19 protein-coding genes are annotated in these 20726 nt (G+C 69.1%); 9 read left to right on the top strand and 10 right to left on the bottom strand.

Features of this window, described 5'->3' with window-relative positions; translation table 11 throughout:
- Positions 1-129 precede the first annotated feature (129 nt).
- Complete coding sequence (locus BN976_RS30050; RefSeq protein WP_036377239.1) at positions 130-2685, bottom strand: DEAD/DEAH box helicase; 2556 nt, start codon at positions 2683-2685, stop codon at positions 130-132.
- A gap of 52 nt (positions 2686-2737) precedes the next feature.
- On the opposite strand from BN976_RS30050, the gene BN976_RS30045 reads away from it, so the two are divergent.
- Both BN976_RS30045 and BN976_RS30040 read left to right on the top strand, forming a co-directional pair.
- A complete protein-coding gene (locus BN976_RS30045) occupies positions 2738-3583 on the top strand; it encodes a lysophospholipid acyltransferase family protein (RefSeq protein WP_011782933.1) in 846 nt (281 codons plus the stop codon).
- A gap of 13 nt (positions 3584-3596) precedes the next feature.
- Entirely contained in the window at positions 3597-4031 is a 435-nt protein-coding gene (locus BN976_RS30040) for an SRPBCC family protein (RefSeq protein WP_011782932.1), read from the top strand.
- 9 nt (positions 4032-4040) lie between these two features.
- Here BN976_RS30040 and BN976_RS30035 read toward each other — a convergent pair whose 3' ends face one another.
- The 3 genes from BN976_RS30035 to BN976_RS30025 form a co-directional block, all read right to left on the bottom strand.
- On the bottom strand, positions 4041-4805 hold the full coding sequence (locus BN976_RS30035; RefSeq protein WP_036377020.1) for a phosphotransferase: 765 nt from the start codon (positions 4803-4805) through the stop codon (positions 4041-4043).
- Positions 4806-4899: 94 nt separating this feature from the next.
- Positions 4900-5727 (bottom strand): acyl-CoA thioesterase, encoded by an 828-nt coding sequence (locus tag BN976_RS30030; RefSeq protein ID WP_036377017.1) that lies wholly within the window; start codon positions 5725-5727, stop codon positions 4900-4902.
- 156 nt (positions 5728-5883) lie between these two features.
- Positions 5884-7116 (bottom strand): metallophosphoesterase, encoded by a 1233-nt coding sequence (locus tag BN976_RS30025; RefSeq protein WP_011782929.1) that lies wholly within the window; start codon positions 7114-7116, stop codon positions 5884-5886.
- 71 nt (positions 7117-7187) lie between these two features.
- Here BN976_RS30025 and BN976_RS30020 point away from each other — a divergent pair, with 71 nt between their 5' ends.
- From BN976_RS30020 to BN976_RS30005, 4 genes are read left to right on the top strand one after another with little or no spacing between them, the layout of a single operon-like run.
- A complete protein-coding gene (locus BN976_RS30020; protein ID WP_011782928.1) occupies positions 7188-8030 on the top strand; it encodes an SDR family oxidoreductase in 843 nt (280 codons plus the stop codon).
- Positions 8031-8074: 44 nt separating this feature from the next.
- Positions 8075-9376, top strand: coding sequence for a hydroxyacid-oxoacid transhydrogenase (locus tag BN976_RS30015; RefSeq protein ID WP_011782927.1), 1302 nt, complete (start codon positions 8075-8077; stop codon positions 9374-9376).
- 11 nt (positions 9377-9387) lie between these two features.
- Positions 9388-9819, top strand: a complete 432-nt coding sequence (locus BN976_RS30010) for an acyl-CoA thioesterase (RefSeq protein WP_011782926.1) — start codon at positions 9388-9390, stop codon at positions 9817-9819.
- Between the two features lie 28 nt (positions 9820-9847).
- The gene (locus BN976_RS30005) at positions 9848-10216 is read left to right on the top strand and encodes a hypothetical protein (protein ID WP_011782925.1); all 369 of its coding nucleotides are present in this window, start codon (positions 9848-9850) and stop codon (positions 10214-10216) included.
- Positions 10217-10242: 26 nt separating this feature from the next.
- Here the strand turns inward: BN976_RS30005 and BN976_RS30000 are convergent, their stop codons facing one another.
- From BN976_RS30000 to BN976_RS29980, 5 genes are all read right to left on the bottom strand, one after another.
- Positions 10243-11235 (bottom strand): NAD-dependent epimerase/dehydratase family protein, encoded by a 993-nt coding sequence (locus tag BN976_RS30000; RefSeq protein ID WP_036377011.1) that lies wholly within the window; start codon positions 11233-11235, stop codon positions 10243-10245.
- A gap of 51 nt (positions 11236-11286) precedes the next feature.
- Positions 11287-11637 (bottom strand): STAS domain-containing protein, encoded by a 351-nt coding sequence (locus BN976_RS29995; protein WP_011782923.1) that lies wholly within the window; start codon positions 11635-11637, stop codon positions 11287-11289.
- Positions 11634-12698 (bottom strand): cobalamin B12-binding domain-containing protein, encoded by a 1065-nt coding sequence (locus tag BN976_RS29990; RefSeq protein ID WP_036377008.1) that lies wholly within the window; start codon positions 12696-12698, stop codon positions 11634-11636. The genes BN976_RS29995 and BN976_RS29990 overlap by 4 nt, the downstream gene beginning before the upstream one ends.
- A complete protein-coding gene (locus BN976_RS29985; protein WP_036377005.1) occupies positions 12695-14320 on the bottom strand; it encodes a PP2C family protein-serine/threonine phosphatase in 1626 nt (541 codons plus the stop codon). Before BN976_RS29985 ends, BN976_RS29990 begins: the two co-directional genes overlap by 4 nt.
- 153 nt (positions 14321-14473) lie before the next feature.
- Positions 14474-15202, bottom strand: a complete 729-nt coding sequence (locus tag BN976_RS29980) for a cutinase family protein (protein ID WP_036377233.1) — start codon at positions 15200-15202, stop codon at positions 14474-14476.
- A 108-nt stretch (positions 15203-15310) separates the two neighbouring features.
- Between BN976_RS29980 and BN976_RS29975 the strand changes: the two genes are divergently transcribed.
- From BN976_RS29975 to BN976_RS29965, 3 genes are all read left to right on the top strand, one after another.
- Entirely contained in the window at positions 15311-16612 is a 1302-nt protein-coding gene (locus BN976_RS29975) for an aspartate aminotransferase family protein (protein WP_036377002.1), read from the top strand.
- Entirely contained in the window at positions 16609-18057 is a 1449-nt protein-coding gene (locus BN976_RS29970) for a phospholipase D-like domain-containing protein (protein WP_036376999.1), read from the top strand. The genes BN976_RS29975 and BN976_RS29970 overlap by 4 nt, the downstream gene beginning before the upstream one ends.
- Before the next feature lie 253 nt (positions 18058-18310).
- Positions 18311-19444, top strand: coding sequence for a glycoside hydrolase 5 family protein (locus BN976_RS29965; protein WP_036377230.1), 1134 nt, complete (start codon positions 18311-18313; stop codon positions 19442-19444).
- Here BN976_RS29965 and BN976_RS29960 read toward each other — a convergent pair.
- A complete protein-coding gene (locus tag BN976_RS29960) occupies positions 19441-20688 on the bottom strand; it encodes an MFS transporter (protein WP_036376996.1) in 1248 nt (415 codons plus the stop codon). The genes BN976_RS29965 and BN976_RS29960 overlap by 4 nt on opposite strands.
- Between the last annotated feature and the right edge of the window lie 38 nt (positions 20689-20726).

Genomic DNA, 20726 nt, shown 5'->3' with positions numbered 1-20726 from the left:
ACTCCTGATTCTTGTGTTTGGGGTCCGGCGCGATCGGGGATCGCCCACCGGCCGGACTCCTTCCATGGTCCGTGTTACGGTTACGTAAATCAACCCGCTGACCTGTGATTTCGCGTACAGAGACAGCCATCACAAGCGCCCGGCGTCCACCATCCGCATCACAACCGTGCCTTCCTCGTCGGAGGCCGCCAGATCGACCTCGACCTCGAACCCCCAGTCGTGGTCCCCGGCGGGATCATCGAGAATCTGCCGCACCCGCCACACGTCGCGCCTGCGATCGAAGATCAGCAATGCGGGGCCGCGCGCGTCGGCGCCGGTGCCCACGTCGTCATGTTCGTCGAAGTACTCGTCCCCGATGTCCTGCCACTCCTGCGCCGACATCCCGGCCCGGCCGTCGAGAGCCGCGAGTTCCTCCCACTGTTCGCGGGCGAACAACTCCACCCGGCGGAACAGCGCATTCCGGATCATCGCCGTGAACGCCCGCTCGTTGCCGGTCAGCGGCCGCGGGCGCGCGGGAACCGCTGGCATTTCTGGGGCAGGCCGAGCGTGCTGGTCCGGACTGGTCAGTTGCTCCCACTCGTCGAGCAGGCTCGAATCCACCTGTCGCACAAGCTCACCGAGCCATTCGACGATGTCGGTCAGCTCCTCGGTGCGCGCGGCGGCAGGCACGCCGGAACGCAGCGCCTTGAACGCATCGGACAGGTAGCGCAGCACGGCGCCCTCCGAGCGGGTCAGCCCGTAGACGCTGACGTACTCGCGGAACGTGAAGGCGCGCTCCCACATCTCGCGCGCGACCGACTTCGGCGAGAGCTTGCCGTCGGCCGCCCACGGGTTGCTTTGCAGGTACACCGCGAAGGCGTGCTCCAGCACCTCGGCCAGCGGCTTGGGGTAGGTGACGTCGTCGAGCAGTTCGATGCGCTCGTCGTACTCGATGCCGTCGGCCTTCATCTGCGCCACCGCCTCGCCCCTGGCCTTGTTCAGCTGCGCGGCCAGGATCTGGCGTGGGTCCTCCAGTGTGGCTTCGATGACCGAAAGCACGTCCAGTGCATAGCTTTCCGAGGTGGAGTCGAGCAGGTCGATGGCTGCCAACGCGAACGTCGACAGCGGCTGGTTCAACGCGAAGTCCGGTGGCAGGTCGACGGTCAGCTGGTATCGCCTCCCGTCGGGTTCCGGTTCGGCGAGCCGCTCCACGACGCCGGCCTGGATCAGCGACCGCGCGATCCCGACCGCTTCCCGGATCAGGCGCAGCTGCCGCTTGCGCGGCTCGTGATTGTCGGTGAGCAGCCGGCGCATCGCCGCGAACGGATCACCGGGGCGGTCGACGACGTCGAGGATCATTGCCGTCGACACCTTCATGTTGCTTGTCAATGGCTCCGGCACAGCGTCGACCAGACGTTTCATCGTCGCCTCGCTCCACGGAACCATGCCCTCGGGAACCTTGCGCCGCACCAACTTCCGCCGCTTCTTCGGATCGTCGGCGACCTTGGCGAACTGCTTGAGGTTCTCCACCTCGTGGTCGGGCGCCTGGACCACGACGGTGCCTGCGGTGTCGAAACCGGCCCGCCCGGCGCGGCCCGCGATCTGGTGGAACTCGCGGGCATTGAGCAGCCGGGTGCGGGTGCCGTCGTACTTCGACAGCGCCGAGAAGACCACGGTGCGGATCGGGACGTTGATGCCGACGCCGAGAGTGTCGGTGCCGCAGATGACCTTCAGCAGACCGGCCTGCGCGAGCTGTTCGACAAGCCGGCGATACTTGGGCAGCATGCCGGCGTGATGCACCCCGATGCCGTGCCGCACCAGCCGCGACAGCGTCGAGCCGAACGCCGTGGAGAAACGGAACGCGCCGATATGGTCGGCGATGGCCGCCTTCTCCTCCTTGGTGCTGACGTTCACGCTCATCAGCGCCTGCGCCCGCTCCAGCGCGGACGCCTGGGTGAAGTGCACGACGTAGATCGGCGACTGCGCGGTGTCGACGAGATCCTGGATCGTCTCGTGCATCGGCGTGGTCGCGTAGGAGAAGTACAGCGGCACCGGACGTTCGGCGTTGGCGACAAGCGCGGTCGGCCGGCCGGTGCGCCGGGTCAGGTCCTCCCGCAGGAACGTGACGTCCCCGAGGGTCGCGGACATCAGTAGGAACTGGGCGTCGGGCAGCTCGAGCAGCGGCACCTGCCAGGCCCAGCCGCGGTCGGGGTCGCCGTAGAAGTGGAACTCGTCCATCACGGCCAGCCCGATGTCGGCATCCCGCCCTTCCCTCAGTGCGATGTTCGCCAGGATCTCCGCGGTGCACGCGATGATCGGCGCGTCGGCGTTGACGGCGGCGTCGCCCGTCAGCATGCCGACATTGGCGGCCCCGAACACCTCGCACAGCGCGAAGAACTTCTCGCTGACCAGCGCCTTGATCGGGGCGGTGTAATAGCTGCGCCGGCTCTGGTTGTTCCTGCTCCTCGCGTCCGCGCCGGCAAGCGCGAAGTACTGCGCGCCGGTGGCCACCAGCGACTTACCCGACCCGGTCGGTGTGGCCAGGATGACGTTGGAGCCGCTGACCAGTTCGATCAGCGCCTCCTCCTGCGCGGGATAGAGCGGCGTGCCGTTGGACTCCGCCCACAACGCGAACCCCGCGAACAGCTCGTCGGAGTCCGCGCCGGCGGCGCGCAGTGCGGACAGGTCATCGATCAGCGCGGACATCGGGTCCAGCCTGCCAGGTTTGCCGAACACCGCCGCAGTCAATAGCCCTTCCATGGCGGGGTTGGGCGATGTCCTGGAATGGGCCAAACGCGAAGTCGGCGCGCGGGTGCCCAAGGCCGACCTCGATCAGCGCGACGCCGACTACATCCGCGAGCAGCTGCCCGGGCTGTGGCTGCTGGCGTCGCTGTACTTTCGTGCCGACGTCCGCGGGCTCGACCGCATCCCGCCCGACGGCCCGGTGCTGCTGGTCGGTAACCACAGCGGCGGGAATCTGCCGCCCGACACCTTCGTGTTCACGCTGGCGTTCTGCTCCTACTTCGGGGTGGAGCGGCCGTTCTATCAGCTCGCGCACAACCTGGTGGTGTCCATGCCCGGTCTGGGTTCGCTGCGCAAGTTCGGCACCGTCGCCGCCAACCACGACAACGCCACGCTGGCGCTGAAGTCCGGTGGCGCGTTGCTCGTCTATCCAGGCGGCGACTACGAGGTTTTCCGGCCGTCGTGGAAGCGTCACGAGGTCGACTTCGGTGGGCGTAAGGGATACGTGAAGCTTTCCCGCGAGGCGGGTGTCCCGATCGTCCCGATCGCCAGCGTCGGCGGTCAGGAGGCGGCGCTGTTCCTGGATCGCGGGCAGTGGCTGGCCAGGCTGCTGATGGTCGACAAGATCGCCCGGCTCAAGAGCGTCCCGATCCTCCTGGCTCCCCCGTGGGGACTCGCCGTCAGCGACATGGTTCCGCGGCTGCCCCTGCCGACCAAGATCACCATCGAGGTCCAGGACCCGATCGCGCCCGAAGAGATTGCCGCCGGGGACGACGACACCGTCCACAACAGGGTCGAGGGCGCGCTCCAGTCGGCGGTCGACCGGCTGGCCGCCGAGCGCCGCTTCCCGGTGATCGGTTAGGGGGGGCAGGCGGATGCGGCTGCAGCGAAGCGTGATCGTCGACGTCGACCCGCACATCGTGTGGAAGCACGTCAGCGATCCCGGCTGCTACCCGGAGTTCATGGCCAGCCTGGAGCGGTGGGAGATCGTCACCGCGGGTCCGGTCGGCGTCGGGTCCCGCTACACCGTGCACTGGAAGGTCGGTTCGGTCCCGATCGGCGGGGTCGTCGAAGTCACCGAGTTCGACGAGGCGCGGGATCTCGCTTTCATCGGCATCACCGGCGTGGGGTTACGCGGCCGGTTCCGGCTGCGCGAGAACGGCCAGGGCCGGACCAAGGTGACGTTCCGGTTGTCCTATGAAGCACCCGGCGGACTGCTGGGCCTGATCGCCGACCGGGTGGCCGCACGCCAGGTAGGCCGCATCATGGACAAGACCGTCAAGAATCTCAAAGAGCTTGCCGAGAGCTGACTTTCGCGCTCAGAAAAGCTCCAAGGCCTCTGCGACCATCCGGTGGCCCTGGCGCTCGAACCTCTCGTCGCCGACCTGATATGCCCAGACGGCGGTGCCGATCGCTTCGTGCACGGTTGCCATCCGCCATTGCTCTGGGTTTCGCGGGTCGCCGCCGTATCCGGCGAAGAACGCGTCTTCCAGCCGTGGGTCGTCCCGCCACTGCTGGGCGGCGAGCCGACAGAAATCTGTGACGGCGGGTCGCCAAGCGAAACGACCGAAGTCGATGACCTTGACGGTGTCGCCGTCGAACAGCCAGTTCCGGGGTTGCCAATCACCGTGAGTGGGCACCACGACCACCTCGCGCGGTTGATACCCCGTCAGGATGCCTCGAAGGCGCGCGGCGATGCGCGGCGCGATTCGATGAGGCTTGTCAAGCCAGTTCAAGGATTTCGTCACAGCTGCGGCATCCCAATCAGGGTCCGTGCGTCGGGCCTGGCCGTGAAAGATCTTGGCCAGCCTTCCCGCCTGCCGATAGGTTTCGGGTGCTGATTCTGCGACAGAACCCATCACCAACGATCCGTCGAGATATCGCACGACGAGAAGGTTCGCCGTCCGGTCGCAATGCAACAGGTCGGCGGCGTGCCCGGTGCTGGCCAGGCATTCGGTGAACGCTTCAAAGGCGGTGATCTCGCGACCTACGTGGTGGTTGCCTGATCCGCCGGCCTTGATCACAACCCTGCCGCGCTCGGAGTCGACGTCGAGGACGACGGTGCCGGCGAGGTCCCAGCTCATATCGGCGCGAAGACGCGTACCGGGAAGACAGCGAGCGAGGCGTGCGGCCTGCTCCTCACTGAGCCGTCCGCGATGCCATGGCTGACCCGCCACGTCAATGCCGGGAAGCCGGGAAGTACATCTCCTGGCGCACCGTGCACACCAGCTCCCCGGTCCGGTTGAACATCGTCCCGCTGGCCAGTGCGAGGGTGTCGGCGCTGCTGGGCGAGGACTGTTCGTAGAGAAGCCAGTCCGACAGATCGGCCGCGGCGTGGAACCACACCGAATGGTCGCGCTGCGCCGACACGGTGACGCCGCCGCGTGCGGCGTAGGCCGGCTCGGTCAACGTCACCGCCGACAGGTAGGCGACCAGCGACGCCGTGAGCACCGGGTCGTCGGGGACCTCGCCGTCGGGGCGCCACCAGATCCGGGACCGGGCGGGCGGGTCGGCGGCGGCGTCGACGATGCGGCGTTCGAACCAGCGCAGGCTCGCCCACTGGCCCTTGGTGACCTCGTCGGACTCCGCGAAGTGCGGCGCCACCCGGGGCAGTGATTCGGGTGGCGCCACTTCGGGACACCGGGGCTGGTAGGTGACCGGTCGGGCGCTCGGGGTGCTCGACTTGAACGACGACATGGCCTCCAGCAGGATCTCGTCACCCTGGCGGGCGGTCACCCGGCGCGCCGAGAAGGTGCGCCCTTCTTGAAGATTCACCACGTCGAAGGTGACCGTGAGCCGGGAGTCGCCGGGTCGCAGGAAGTAGGTGTGCACGCTGTGCGGGGTGCGGCCGGGTGCGGTGAGGCTGGCCGCCAGCAGCGCCTGCGCGGAGATGTGGCCGCCCAGAATGTGGTTGGCCGGTGCGGGCAGCTGCCTGCCGACGAACGCCGCCGGGCCGGCCTGGTCGAGCTGCATGGAGGCGAGCACGTCGCCCAGCGAAGAGGACACGCAGGTATCTTGCCTAACCCCATGGTCGGGCTCCTCATCGCGGCTCGTCCCTCGCCGCTTGATCGTCGTCCGACTGGATTTCATGGTCGGGCTCCTCATCGCGGCTCGTGCCTCGCCGCTTGATCGTCGTCCGACTGGATTTCATGGTCGGGCTCCTCATCGCGGCTCGTGCCTCGCCGCTTGATCGTCGTCCGACGAACACCTGCGCAGCGTCAGCACGGTGATCTCACTGGGCGCGAACACCCGGAACGGCGGCCCCCAGAACCCGGTGCCCCTGCTGGTGTACAGCTGGGTCCGGTCGCCGTGCGTGCTGAGCCCGTGCACCACGGGCTGTTCCAGCCGCACCAGGAAGTTGAACGGCCAGATCTGGCCGCCGTGGGTGTGACCGGAGATCTGCAGATCGACCCCGCCGCGCACGGCATGCACGACCTGCTTGGGCTGATGCGCCAGCAGCAACACCGGCAGCGACCGGTCGGCGCCGATCAGCGCGGAATCCAGGTCCGCGCCGTGCCCCGACACCCCGGAACCCGAAGCGGTGGCGTCGTCGATCCCGGCGACGACCATCCGGTCGCCACCCCGCTCCACCACGACATGCCGGTTGTGCAGCACATCCCACCCGATTCGCTCCATGTAGTCGAGCCAGCCCTGCGCCTCGCTGAAGTACTCGTGATTGCCGGTCACGTACACGCGTGCCGACCTGGCGCGCACCCGGGCCAGCGGCGAGGCCTGCGCCTCCCGGATGTCGGCCGTGCCGTCGGCGATGTCGCCGACGTGGCACACCACGTCGGCGTCCAGTTCGTTGACCCGCTCCACCACGCCCGCCGACCACCGGGCGCGGTCGATCGGGCCGTAGTGCGTGTCGGTGATGACGGCGACGCGCAGGCCGTCCAGCCCGCGGCCGAGCCGCCGGATCGCCACGTCCAGGTTCTTGACCCGGGGCACCCGCATCGCCTCGACGTAACCCCAGGCCAGCAGTCCTACGGCCACGGTGACGACCACGGCGGCGACGAGCCGGGAACGGGTCGGATCGGCCACCCCGGCGGCCAGCAGCACCACCTCGAACAGCTGGCCCAGCACTGACCACACGAACAACACCCACGCCGCGCCGAGCAGCGCATCGCCCAGCACGGCCGCCCAGTCGCGCCGTGCGGGGCCGTGTCCCAGCATCATCGCCACGGGCAGCCCGGCGAACGCCGCGACGAACACGAGCGTGCCGGCCACCGCGACGGCCGTCGGCCAGGCCGCGCCGCCGACCACCAGCGTCGACCACGGCACACCGAACAGCAGCAGCATGACGGCGAGCACCACCGCACTGCGGCGCCAGCGGCCGCGGGATCGGCGCGGCGGGGTCGCGGCCTCCTCGACCGCTTCGGCCGGGTTGTCTGACATCTCTCGAAAGTACCGACGGACCGTTCCCCACGGATCGCACGCAGTGTTGAATGTCTGAGGGAGGTTTACATATGACTGCGGTTTCGTTAATCACAGGCGGTGCGGGCGGCATGGGTCTGGCCACGGCCAAGGTGGTCGGTCAGGACCGTGCGGTGGTGCTGTGCGACGTCCGGCAGGACCGGCTCGACGGCGCGGCGGCGGCGCTGAAAGACCTCGGCGTGGCCGTCACCGCGGTCAACTGCGACGTGACGGACCGCCGGGCCGTCGACGCGCTGTTCGAGACGGTGTCGAGACTCGGCACGCTTGTCTCGGTGATCCACACCGCGGGCGTGAGCCCCAGCATGGGTGACGCCGAGTACGTCATGCGGACCAACGCGCTGGGCACGCTCAACGTCGACGAGGCGTTCTACGGGGCGGCGACCGACGGCGCCGCGATCGTCAACGTGGCATCGATGGCGGCCTACCTGCTGCCGGCCGAGCTGATCCCGACGTCGGCGTTCCCGCTGGCGTTGCAGGACACCGAGGCGTTCATGACCGAGATGCTGGCGGCGTGCGCGATCGCTCCCGAGGAAGCCCGGTCGGGCATCTCATACGCGATCAGCAAGAGCTTCGTCCGCTGGTACAGCAGCTCGCAGGCCGAACGGTTCAACGGTCGCGGTCTGCGTATCGTGTCGGTCTCGCCGGGGTCCGTCGACACCGAGATGGGCCGGCTGGAAGAGCAGGCAGGCGCGGGCGCGATGGTCGCCGACGCCGCGGTCCCGCGCTGGGGCAAGCCGGAGGAGATGGCAGAACTGCTGGCCTTCTGCGCCGGCGACAAAGCCGGTTACCTCACCGGCACCGACATCCTCAACGACGGCGGAGTGGTGGCCTCGATGACCGAAAGGGCCCGGCTCGCCGCCGCTTCGAGCAGCTGACTCGTGGGAAAGCAGCACCGCCGCAGTCGTGGAGAATCGGCACCATGAGTTGCTGCCATCACAGCGGTCTGGACGGCGACACCGCGTTCACCGTCGACGCATCGCGGGTCACCTTCGGGCGGGGCTGTCTGGCCGAGGTGGGGGACCGGGCCGCCGCGCTGGGGATCCACCGGGTCGCGCTGTTCTCCGATCCCACCGTCGCCACCCTGGAGATCTTCGACACGGTGCAGCGGTCGCTGCGTGAGGCCGGAGTCGAGGTGGTGTCCTACCCCGACGCCCGGGTCGAACCCACCGACGAATCCTTCAAGCAGGCCGCGGCATTCGCAACGGACGTCAATCCCGACGGCTACGTGTCGGTCGGCGGCGGCTCGGTCATCGACACCGCGAAGGCCGCAAACCTCTACGCCAGCCATCCTGCCGACTTCCTCGAATACGTCAACGCCCCTGTGGGCGCCGGCGCCGCGGTGCCGGGACCGCTGCGGCCGCACATCGCGTGCCCGACCACATCCGGAACCGGCAGCGAGGTCACCGGGATCGCGATCTTCGACCTGCTGGCCATGGCCGCCAAGACCGGCATCGCCTCTCCGGCGCTACGCCCGACCGAAGCCCTCGTCGACCCGGACTGTACGGACACGTTGCCCGCCAGTGTGGTGGCCTGCAGCGGACTCGACGTGCTGTCTCACGCGCTGGAGTCCTACACCGCGCGGCCCTACCGGCGCCGCGCCGTGACCGGCAGGCCCAGCCGGCGTCCGATGAGCCAGGGCGCCAACCCGTGGAGCGATCTGGGCAGCCTCGAGGCGCTGCGGTTGCTCGGACGCTACCTGGAGCGGGCCGTCACCGATGCGGCCGACCGCGAGGCCCGAGAGCAGGTGATGTGGGCGGCGACGCTGGCCGGCATCGCGTTCGGCAACGCCGGAGTGCACATTCCGCACGCGATGGCGTACGCGGTGGCCGGCCAGGTCCACGACTTCCACCCGCCGGAGTACCCGGGCGACGAGCCGATGGTCCCGCACGGGATGTCGGTGGTGCTCAACGCGCCCGCCGCATTCCGGCTCACCGCGCCCACGGACCCGGTCCGCCATCTGGAGGCGGCCAGGCAACTCGGCGCCGACGCGGCCGACGCCGGACCCGAGGATGCGGGCACGGTGTTGGCAGAACACCTCATCCGGATCATGCGTGCGGTGGGGATGCCCAACGGGCTTGCCGGCGTGGGCTATTCGGAGACCGACGCCGCCGCCCTCGCCGACGGCGCGTGGCCGCAACAGCGCTTGCTGAACAACGCCCCCATCGACGTCGACAAAGCATGGCTGGCCGACACTTTCCGGCGAGCGCTGAACTATTGGTGAAGGACCCCGCGATGCCCGCGCAGCACCGACCTGAGGACTACGGCTACTTCGTGCCGATCACCACCCGGTGGATGGACAACGATGTGTACGGCCACGTCAACAACGTCACCTACTACAGCTATTTCGACACCGTCGCCAACCACTTCCTGATCCGCGAAGGTGGACTGGACATCCATACCGCACCGGTGATCGGCCTTGTGGTGGAGTCGAAATGCTCGTATCTCGCACCCGTCGCCTATCCGGACGAACTGCGGGCCGGTCTACGGGTCGACAAGCTGACGAACCGGTCGGTGACCTACGGTGTCGGGATCTTCTCCGGCACCAGCGATGAGGCGGTCGCACACGGCTACTTCGTCCACGTTTTCGTCGATCGCGAAAGGCGCACCGCGGTCCCGATACCCGAGGCAATCCGAGCGGCGCTGACGTCTCTGGTCGTAGGCTGACCGATATCCCAGGACGAGGAGCGCAGTGATGTCAGACCCCATCGAGACCCTGATGCTGGCCAACCTGCTCGGCGTGTTCAACGAACGTGACGGGGCCAAGCGACGTGCCGCCGTCGAGCGCACCTACGCCGAGGATGTGCGATGGGTCGACGCGGAGGGCGTCACGGTCGGCCGTGCCGCGCTTGAGCAGAAATGTGTGGCGCTACAGGAGAATCTGGGAGAGAGCCAGTTCGTCGCCGCGACTCCGGTCCGGACGCTACCCGGGTTCGGTCATCTCGCCTGGCACCTGGTGGATCCGGGCACCGGCGCTCAGCTCATGTCGGGTTTCGACGCGGCGCTGATCAACGACGAAGGCTCCATCACGGACATGTTCACGGTGCTCACTCCGCCCGCCTGACACGCGGGCGTACCGCGCGGCGTCCGTCAGTCGTTGCCGATGCTGCTCGCCAGGGCTGAAAGGGTTTCGGCGGCAGAGAAATTCGGACGCCAACCGAGTTGATCCCTGGCCTTGGTGGTGTCCATCACGACCGAGGTCCTGCCGGCGTGCAGCCACTCCAGGATCGACGGAACGAACGGCAGCCTCGCGATCACCTCGGAGGTGGCCGTCGCCGCCCCGTGGGGCACCCTCACCGGCCGCGCTCCGAGCGCTTCGCCCACCGCCGACATGGACAGCACCCCGTCGCCGGCGATGTTGTAGGCGCCCGGCTGGGCCGAGGTCGTGGTCACGGCGGCCACTATCGCCGACGCGACGTCATCGTGGTGCACCAGCTGTACCGGCGTGCCGGGGTCGGGGAACGGTGGCTTGAGAAGCGGCAGCGCGTGCGCGAGGCGACGCACCGACCCGGGCAGTTGGTTCCACGGCATCGCATCGGCCAGCGCGGTCGCTTTCGGGCCGGCGACGATGCATGGACGCAGCACATACACCTCCAGCGCGGACCCGGCGGTGACGTCGGCCAGCAACGCTTCGCAGGCCGCCTTCTGCTCGGAGTAGTAGTGCTCGGGTGAGCCGCGCGGCGGGACGTCCTCGGTGATCGGGACGGGATTGTCGGAGTGATAGCCGTATGCGGCCACCGACGAGGTGTAGACGAGTCGGCGCACCCGCGGTCCGGCGACCGCGGCCTCGAAGACGTTGCGGGTGCCCTCCAGGTTCCCGCGGGCGCTCTCCTCGCGGGAACCCATGATGATGAAAGCCAGATGCACGACGACGTCGGTGTCGGCGACCAGCGCCTCCACCGCGTCGCGGTCGAGGATGTCGCCCTGACGGTAAGTCGTCTTCGTCCACCCGTGTTCGGAGGTGTCGAACGGCCGTCGCGCCATGCCGATGATCTCGGCCACGGCCGGGTGCGCTTCGAGCGCCGAGATCGTGGATATGCCGATTTCGCCGGTCGGACCGGTTACCGCGACGCGCAGGGACATGGCGAAGAGGTTCCCGGTTTCGCAGCCCCAAAAACGGGACGGGACCGCGTGTCAGCCGATGTCGGACTCGTCGGAGTCAAGGGACGCCGGGCGGGTGGTGAGGAACTCAAGCAGACCCGTGACGCGCAGAATCCGTTCCAGCTGCGCCGGGCGGTGGTCGAGGTGCAGACGGATCCCCGCCGCAGTGGTGCGCCGGTGGATGACCACCAGGCTGGACAGTCCGGCAGAGTCGCAGAAGGCCAGGTCTGTGAAGTCCAGATGTAGGTCCTGCCATCCGGACGGATCGACCAGCAGCTCGGACACGGTCTCCAGGAGCAGGCCGGTCGAGCCGTAGTCGAGGTCTCCGGCGACGTGCACGCGCGCCGACCGGCCTGTGATGTGAACGGTGAGTGTGAGTTTCATACGGGCAGTGAGGGAGTGGTTGGGGTGGGGGGAAAAGCAGCGTGTGCCGCCTTGAGCAGACGCTGGGTTCGGGGGAATTCGGGCAGCTGACCGGCGAGCGATTCCAGCGCCGGGATCAGCGAGGCCGCCGCCACGTCGCGGGCAGCCAGGATGTCGGCGGTCCAGGTGATGAATCCGGTGAACAGGTCGTCGTCGTCGACGTAGAGCGCCGTGGTGAGGAAATCGACGATGTGGGCGAGGTCCTCGATGGTGTGCTGTCGCTGCATCTCGGTGTAGCCGCGCATCGCGGGGAAACGCTGTTCCAGCTCCCACAGGGTGGTCTGGATCAGTTGCGCGCCCGCGCTTTTCACCATCGTGTATTCCTGGTCCGCCAGATGCGGCAGGTCGTCGATGGGCTGATGGGTTGGCGACGTCCGCGCCGGGCGCAGACCTCGGCCCAGAAGTTCGGCGGCCGCGCGGGCGTCCGGCGCCCACGCGTCGGCTCCGAGCTGTCGCGCGAACCGGCCGTCGGCACCGAAGGCGGCCCCACCGGCCAGCACCGCGGTGCCTGCGGCCTGGCAGGCGGTGATCGCGGCGTGCGCGGTGGGCAGGCGGGTGGGGATCATGCAGGACAGCGCCACCGCCTCCGGACCGTGCTGATGCAGATGGGCGATCAGGTGCGGGGTCGGGACCTGCGCCCCGAGGAAGTCGACGTGCCAACCCCGCAGCCGGAGCACCTCGGCGAGCAGACGGGCCGGCAACGCGTGCCATTCGCCGTCCACGCAGGCCACGGTGACCCGGCCCGCGCCGTCGGCGCGCGAGCACGCCGGGTGATGGGCCAGGGCGGCGATCACCCTGTCGTTGATCGCGGTCGCGGCGTGTTCCTGGGCGACGGTGATGCGGTTGGCGGCCCACTCGCTGCCGACCCGGCGCTGTACGGAGGCGATGACGTCGAGCAACACGTCCTCCGGCGGCATCCCGCCGTCCACGGCGCCGAACACGGTCGTCGCCGCGGCGAACTCGTCCGCCTCGAGTACTGCCGCCCAGAGCCGTTCCCGGGCGCGCGACGCGTCGACGCTCACGCGGTGTACCTCCCGGCGGTGCGGCCGTCGACGGCGCTCAGGTGCGTGCGCCGCGGGGCGGTGATGGCCACCACGGCGATGTCGTCATGGGCGCGCTCGTTGAGCCAACCGGTGGTGAGCATCATGATGCGCTCGACGACGGCCTCGGCCGGCAGGCCGGCGCACTCCGCGAGCGCCGCCGAGAGTCGCTGCTCGCCGAACATGTCGGTGCCGAGGGGGCCGCCGCGGGCCTCGGTGACGCCGTCGGTGTAGAGCAGGCAGGTCTCCCCGGGGGCCAGGGATGTCTCGACGGTGCGCGCCCTGATCTGAGGCATCACCCCGACCAGGGTGCCTGCGGTCTCGGCTTCCTCGACTCGGCCGTCGTTGCGCACGATCAGCGGGGCGAGGTGCCCGGCGCTGGTGAGCCGAAGCAACACCTGCCCGTCGCGCCGCGACACCGACGCCAGCACCAGTGTCGCGAACCGGGAGTCGTCGACGCAGAGCAGCGCGGCGTTGAGCAGTCGCAGCACTCCCGCGTGATCCTGGGCCAGTGGGGACAGCGCCATCAGGGTGTTGCGGATCTTGCCGGTCAGCACGGCGGCCTCCAGCCCCTTTCCGCAGACGTCGCCGAGGACCACCAGGGTTTCGTCGTCGGGTGTGGCCGCGGGATGGACGTCGTAGAAGTCGCCTCCGACGGCCTCGTGATCCTCGGAGGCCCGGTAGCCGCCGGCGAGCTCGATTCCGTCGAGGCGGTGCAGCTGCGGAGGCAGCAGATCCCGCAGCAGGGTGCGGGTGATCGCGGACTGCTCGGCGTACAGCCGGGCCGCCGACAGCGCCGCACCTGCGCGCGCGGCGAACAGCCGGGCGAACACCTCCTCGCCTTCGCTGAATGCGGTCTGGGAGGTGCGTCGCAGCAGGACCAGCGCGCCGGCGGCGACTCCGTGGCCGGGCAGTGGCGTTATGACGACGGAGCCCACCGGCCCCGGAAAGCTCTCGGGCACAAGCCAACCCGGTACAGACGCCGGATCGATCCAGCGCGACGGTACGGGCGGGAAACCGCGCAACGCCTCGCTCAGCCCCGCCACGTCCGACGGATCGGCATCGACCCGCCGGTGCTCCGCGGTGCCGTCGGTTCCGCTACAGACCACCGGGATTCGCCCGCCGGCAACGGGGGTCACCAGAACAGCGGCGTCGGCCAGGTGCCGGGCCGCCATCTGCACCGTCGCCTCCATGCACCGGTCGATGTTCAGTGAGGCCATCAGGACCGCGGACGCCTCGTCGAGAAACGCTGCGCGCTCCCGCTCCACGGTCAGCGCCCGGCGCGCGTCGCGCGCCGACCGGTCAGAGTCCTCGACCAGCCACCAGGCCACCTCGCCGCCGGGCAGCGGGGTGGGATGTGCATCGAAGTCGCGTCCGTGCACACTGCCCGACGCGGCCGTCAGGTGCTGATGAGCTCCGGACAGCCAGGACGGCGCCAGGTCCTTGAGTGCAACACCCGGGCTGAGCCCGGGCAGTAGCGAGCGGGCCGAACCGCTCGACGTCCGGACGATTCCGTCGCGATCGACCACCAGCACCGGATGGGGCACCGCTGCCCATGCCGCGTCGTTGCCCGAGTCGACGTCGAGGGGCGGACCCGCACCCATCGTTGCCTCCTCACAGCCTCGCCACACCGGCCGAAACCCGGCTGGCCGTCTGTCGACTGTAGGTACCGAGAATCGGCATGTCGACACGCACAGCGAAGCGCCGATCTCCCTTGCAGCAGCGTCAATTCCAGCGGGCCGGCGGGTGTCCTCTGGTCAGCGCGGTCCGGCGGCCAGGTCGACGGGCTGCTCTGATCCGTGCCGCGGCATGTTGCGGACCGCGAACTCGGCGGCCCGGTCGGTCATGCCGGTGAGCGCGTAACCACCGTGGGCCGCGTTGTCACGTCCGGTCGGTGAGCAGACCGGGTCTTCGGGGATACACAGGTCCAGCGTCTTGGCCGCGTAACGTGAGCCGACGTTGATCGGCGGTGCGCCGGTGTAGATCATCTGCAGGAAGCCGCTCGACGGCTTTCCGAACAGCGCCACCGCGGCCACGTTGTCGGCCACCGACGGTGGCATCGGCCCGGTCATGCCGGGCGGCGGGGTGTACCCCTCGGGGATCGCGTCCTCGGTGATGTAGGCGGCGACGGCCGCGCCCTGCGAGAAGCCGCCCAGCACGATCTGGGTGTCGGGGCAGTTGGCCGCCATCGTCACCACACGGTTACTGGCGTCGATCACACCGTCGGCGGCGGTGGCGAAGTCGAAGGAGGCAGGGTAGTTCACGGCGTAGACATCGACCGTCCGGCCGCCCACCCTGCTACGAAGGGAATCCACGAACGCCTGACCGGTTGCGCCGATCCCCGGCGGCTCGAGCGTGCCGCGGGCGAACACCACCTCCACGTCCGGACAGGGTGCGGCATAGGCGGGAGCCGCGACGAGCGGGAATCCCGCGGTCACCGCGACGACCGGAGCCGCGACTGCCGACAAACGACCGAATATGTTCATTCCAACCGCCTGATCATCGAGTTCGAATTTCAGGGTCGGGCACCGTTGCTCCCCCAAGACGGCGACGGTGTACCCCATCCGCGGGAATCGAAACGTAGGGTTTCAGCCGTGAGCATAGAGGACTTCTGGCGGGACGCCGAGCACCACCTGGTGCGGTACGGCGGGTCGTTCATCCCCCGCATCATCGAACGCGCCTGCGGAAGCTACGTCTACGACAGCGCCGGCACGCCGATCCTGGATTTCACCTCCGGGCAGATGAGCGCCGTGCTCGGCCATGCGCATCCGGACATCGTGGCCACGGTGTCCACCGCGGTCGGCACCCTCGACCACCTCTACAGCGGAATGGTCAGCCGGCCGCTGGTCGACCTCGCCAGGACGTTGACGGCGACGCTGCCCGCGTCACTGAGCAAGGTGCTGTTGCTGACCACCGGGGCCGAGTCCAACGAGGCGGCCATCAAGATGGCCAAGCTGTACACCGGGAACTACGAGATCGTGTCGTTCGACCGGTCCTGGCACGGCATGACCTCCGGTGCGGCGTCGGTGACGTTCAGCGCCGGGCGCCGCGGCTATGGACCGCCGATGCCGGGAAGCCTCACCCTGCCCACTCCGAACGCCTACCGCTCACCGTTCCGGCATGCCGACGGCAGCCACGACTGGCTGGCCGAACTCGAGTACGGGTTCGCGATGGTCGACGCGCAGTCCGCGGGCAGTCTGGCCGCCTGCCTGGTGGAGCCGATCCTGTCGTCGGGCGGGATCATCGAGTTGCCACCGGGATACCTGCGCCGCCTCAAGGAACTCTGCGCCGAGCGCGGCATGCTGTTGATCCTCGACGAGGCGCAGACCGGCATCGCACGCACCGGCCTGATGTACGCGTTCGAAAGGGACGGCGTCGCACCGGATCTGCTGACGCTGTCGAAGACGCTGGGCGCGGGCCTGCCGGTGGCCGCCGTCGTCACCGGTGAGGAGATCGAAGCCACCTGCCATGACAGGGGATTCCTGTTCTTCACCACCCATGTCTCCGACCCGCTCGCGGCCGCCGTCGCGTGCACGGTGCTCGACGTCGTGGCACGGGACGGGCTCGTCGACCGGGCCGAACGACTGGGCCGGCAGCTCGGCGAGCGGCTGACCGACCTGAAGCACCGGTACGACCAGGTGGGTGACGTGCGTGGCCGGGGCTTGCTGCAGGGGCTGGAGCTCGTCGTCGACAAGCACACCAAGGAACCCGCCGACGCGCTGGGGGCCGAGGTGACCGCCGCGTGCCTGGACCGCGGGCTGCACATGAACATCGTTCAGCTGCCCGGGATGGGTGGGATCTTCCGCATCGCGCCACCGCTGACGATCACCGAGGCGGAACTGCACAGCGGCCTGGACATCCTGGACGAGTCGCTGAAGGCGGTCCTGCAGCGTTGACGCTCCTCGTCCCCGGGGACACGTGCTGGCGGATCGAACAGGCCGATCACTTCGCCGGCATCGTCGACGGTGCCGATTACTTCCGCCACGTCAAGGCCGCGATGATCCGGGCCAGGCATCGGGTGATGTTGATCGGCTGGGACTTCGACACCAGGATGACGTTCGAGCGGGGCGACAAGACCCTCGCCGGACCCAACCAGTTGCGGGCGTTCCTGTGGTGGCTCCTGCGCCTGCGTCCGGACCTCGAGATCTACCTGCTCAAGTCCAACCTCGGCCTGATACCGGCGTTCCAGACCATCTGGGACGGTGTCACACCGGTGAAGTTGCTGAACTGGCTGAGCAGTGATCGGCTGTGGTTCGCGGTCGACGGCGCACACCCCACCGGTGCGGTGCACCACCAGAAGATCGTGGTCGTCGACGACGTGCTGGCCTTCTGCGGGGGAATCGACCTGACCGTCGATCGCTGGGACACCTCAGAACATCTGCAGCACAACACGATCCGCCGTACCCTGGGCCGCGCCTACGGCCCCCGCCACGAGGTCGCCGTCGCGGTCGACGGTGCGGCGGCCCGCGCGCTGGGCGACCAGGCGCGGAACCGGTGGCGGGCGGCGACGAAACAGCTCCTCGGCCCGGTGGAGGATGCCGATCCGATCTGGCCACCCGGCCTGGAACCGAGCCTGCGGCAGGTCGGCGTGGGTATCGCCAGAACGCTGCCCGCGCTGGCGCCGGGTAGCGAGGTGCGTGAGGTGGAGGCACTGAACCGCGCCGCGATCGCGGCCGGCCGCCGCACCATCTACCTGGAGAACCAGTACCTGGCCTCGCGGCCGCTGGTGCGCGCGCTGGCGTCCCGGTTGCAGGAGCCCGACGGACCGGAGATCGTCATCGTGTTGCCGCGCCGCTCCGAGAGCCGCCTGGAGCGCGAGTCGATGGACAGTGCGCGGCACGACCTTCTCGAAATACTCTGGGCTGCCGACGACCACCACCGGCTGGGCGTGTACTGGCCGGTGGCCGACGGGGGAGCCCCGGTCTACGTCCACTCGAAGGTCCTGGTCAGCGACGACCGGCTGCTGCGCATCGGTTCGTCGAACCTGAACAACCGCTCGATGGGATTCGACAGCGAATGCGACGTCGCGATCGAGGCCGACCCCGACGACCGGGATCACGACGCCGTGCGCCGGGTGATCACCGCGACCCGGGACGGCCTGGTGGGGGAGCACCTCGGTGTCCCGGCCACCGAGGTGGCGAGTGCCGTGCGTGAGCACGGGTCCTTCCTCAAGGCGGTCCGGGCGCTGCGCGGTCCGGGCCGGACCCTGGTGGAGTTCACCGCCGACACGGTCCGGGACGAGGCGGGCCCGCTGGCCGAGAACGACCTGATGGACCCCGACCGGGTGCCGCGTTCGATCACCAGGACGGTTCAGCGACTCTTCGGCCGGCTCACCGAGTGACCCTATCCATTCAGCGAAATCGCATATGTGCGTTGACATCCGGGGTCTAGGATGTGAGCTGCGGCTGTAACGGGGGGTGGGCCGGCGTCGATACACCGGCGACCGTCGATTTGTCCGGCACAGTCTCTTGCGGGCCGGTCCCGCGCCGCGTCGCTCACACCGACTTCGGGGGGTTCCACTGTGCGCGCGGCCGGCCCGACGGTTGATCACCGATCTTCAGCCAGAAGGATGCACTTTGCCGCCCGAGCCTCTCCTGAACCGACGCGCCGCGCTCAAGTTGCCCGCGGTGCTGGCGGCGGGCATGGCGTTGTCGACCGTGCCCCGCGCGTCCGCCGAACTCACCCGGTGGTCACCGGATCGCGCGCACCGGTGGCACCGGGCGCAGGGCTGGCTGGTCGGCGCGAACTTCATCCCGGCCACCGCGATCAACCAGCTCGAGATGTTCCAGCCGGGCACCTTCGACCCGCGACGCATCGACAGCGAGCTGCGGACGGCAAAGCTGATCGGGCTCAACACCGTTCGGGTGTTCCTGCACGACCTGCTCTGGGTGCAGGACCGGGTCGGCTTCCAGCGCCGACTGGCCCGGTTCGTCGACATCGCGGCCCACCACGGCATCAAACCGCTGTTCGTGCTGTTCGACTCGTGCTGGGATCCGCACCCGCGACTGGGTAGGCAACGCGACCCGATCCCGGGCGTGCACAACTCGGGCTGGGTGCAGAGCCCGGGCGCCGACCACCTCAGCGACCCGCGCCACCGCCGGGTCATGCAGGACTACGTCGTGGGTGTGCTGAGCCAGTTCCGTCACGACAAGCGGGTGCTCGGCTGGGACCTGTGGAACGAACCCGACAATCCCGCCGACGCCTACAAGGACGTCGAGCGCAGGGACAAGGTGGATCGGGTGGCCGAGTTGCTGCCGCAGGTCTTTCAGTGGGCCAGGTCGGTCGACCCCGTGCAGCCGCTGACCAGTGGCGTCTGGGACGGCGAGTGGGGAGATCCGGCGCGCCGCAACGAGATCAACCGGATCCAGCTCGACCTCTCCGACGTGATCACCTTCCACAGCTATGCCGATCGAAGGGGGTTCGAGGCGCGGCTGGACGAGCTCACCCCCATCGGGCGGCCGATGCTGTGCACCGAGTACATGGCGCGCACGCTGGACAGCACGGTGGAGGCGATTCTGCCGATCACCAGACGCCGCAACGTCGGGGCCTACACGTGGGGATTCTTCGCGGGCAAGACGCAGACATTCCTGCCGTGGGATTCGTGGGACCGTCCGGTGACCGGTCCGCCCGGGCTGTGGTTCCACGACCTGCTCAACGGCGACGGCAGCCCGTACCGGGACAGCGAGATCAACACCATCCGCGAGCTCACCGGCAGGCGCGGACCCTAGTCGGGGAGCGGACCGACCAGCCTGGCCGGGCGGCACAGCAGCGTCACGGCCAGGCTCAGCGCCGCGGCGACGGCGAATGCGGCGTACACGCTCAGAACGTCGGCGGTGCCGCCGAGGACGGCCGCGGCGATCGGTCGGGAGCCCAGGAACCCGACCAGCCACAGCGCCATGATGCGGCCGCGCAGCTCCTCGGGAGCGCGCTCCTGCACGACGGTGCTGAGCCCGGTCATCGCGCAGCCGAAGCCGAAGCCCGACACCGCGAACCCGGTCAACGCCACCCACGGCTCCATCGCGACGGCCAGGATCGCGCTTCCGGCGGCGAGCGCCGCCATTCCGATGGACGACACGACGGCCGAGCCGATCCGGCCACGCAGCAGCGCAAGCGCGGTCATCCCGACCGCCGCCCCCACCCCGAACACGGCGGACAGCGTTCCCACCATCGAGGCGCCACCGCCGAGCTCGTCGGCCATCGACGGGGTCAACGTGATGGACGGGTCGGAGACGATCCCGACCGTCGTCACCGCGACGAGGGCCAACAGCAGGGGACGGTCCCGCAGCACATACCGGACGGCGACCCGTACGCGGTAGTCGGTGCCCGCCCGCCGTTCCGGTGGGGCGGGAAACCGCACGGCGAGGAGGAAGAACGCGAACACCAGGTGCAGCACCGTGCTCACCGCGAACGCCGTGGCCGGCCCGATGTGCGCGGCCAGGTATGCACCGGCGGCGGGGCCGATGATCCGGCCGATGGTCATCGGGATGCTGTTGAGCGCCATCGCCGTCGGCAGTTCACCGGCACGGATCAAGTTCGGCACGATGGACTGCATCGCGGGTCCGCCGACGACGAAGCCGAAGCCGACCAGCGTCGTTCCCAGCAGGACGGGTACGGCCGCGGCCAGACCTGTCAGCCCCGGCTGCACGAACATCCACGCCGCGATCGATCCCGAACCGGCGACGCAGAGGACCCGGCCGAGCAGGATCTGCCGTGCCGGATTGCCGGTGTCGGCCCACTTGCCGCTGGTCGGGCTCAGGATCAGCTGCGGTGCGAACTGCACGACGCCGACCATGCCGACCATCAGCGCCGAGCGGGTCGCGTCGTACATCACGATCGCGGCGACGATGCCGTGGGTCCACACCGCCACGACGGCGAAGATCTTGCCCCAGAACAGCGCGCCGAACACCGGATCGAACATCAGCCCCAGCGCGTTGCGCGCGGGCAGCCGTGCGGCGGTGGCTTCGGCCGTCATCGGCACAACGGCGCTGATCGAGACTGCGGCACCGAATA

Source organism: Mycolicibacterium austroafricanum (assembly GCF_000612725.1).
In the GTDB taxonomy this organism is placed as follows: domain Bacteria; phylum Actinomycetota; class Actinomycetes; order Mycobacteriales; family Mycobacteriaceae; genus Mycobacterium; species Mycobacterium austroafricanum.
This window is presented reverse-complemented; position numbering and strand designations above follow the sequence as displayed.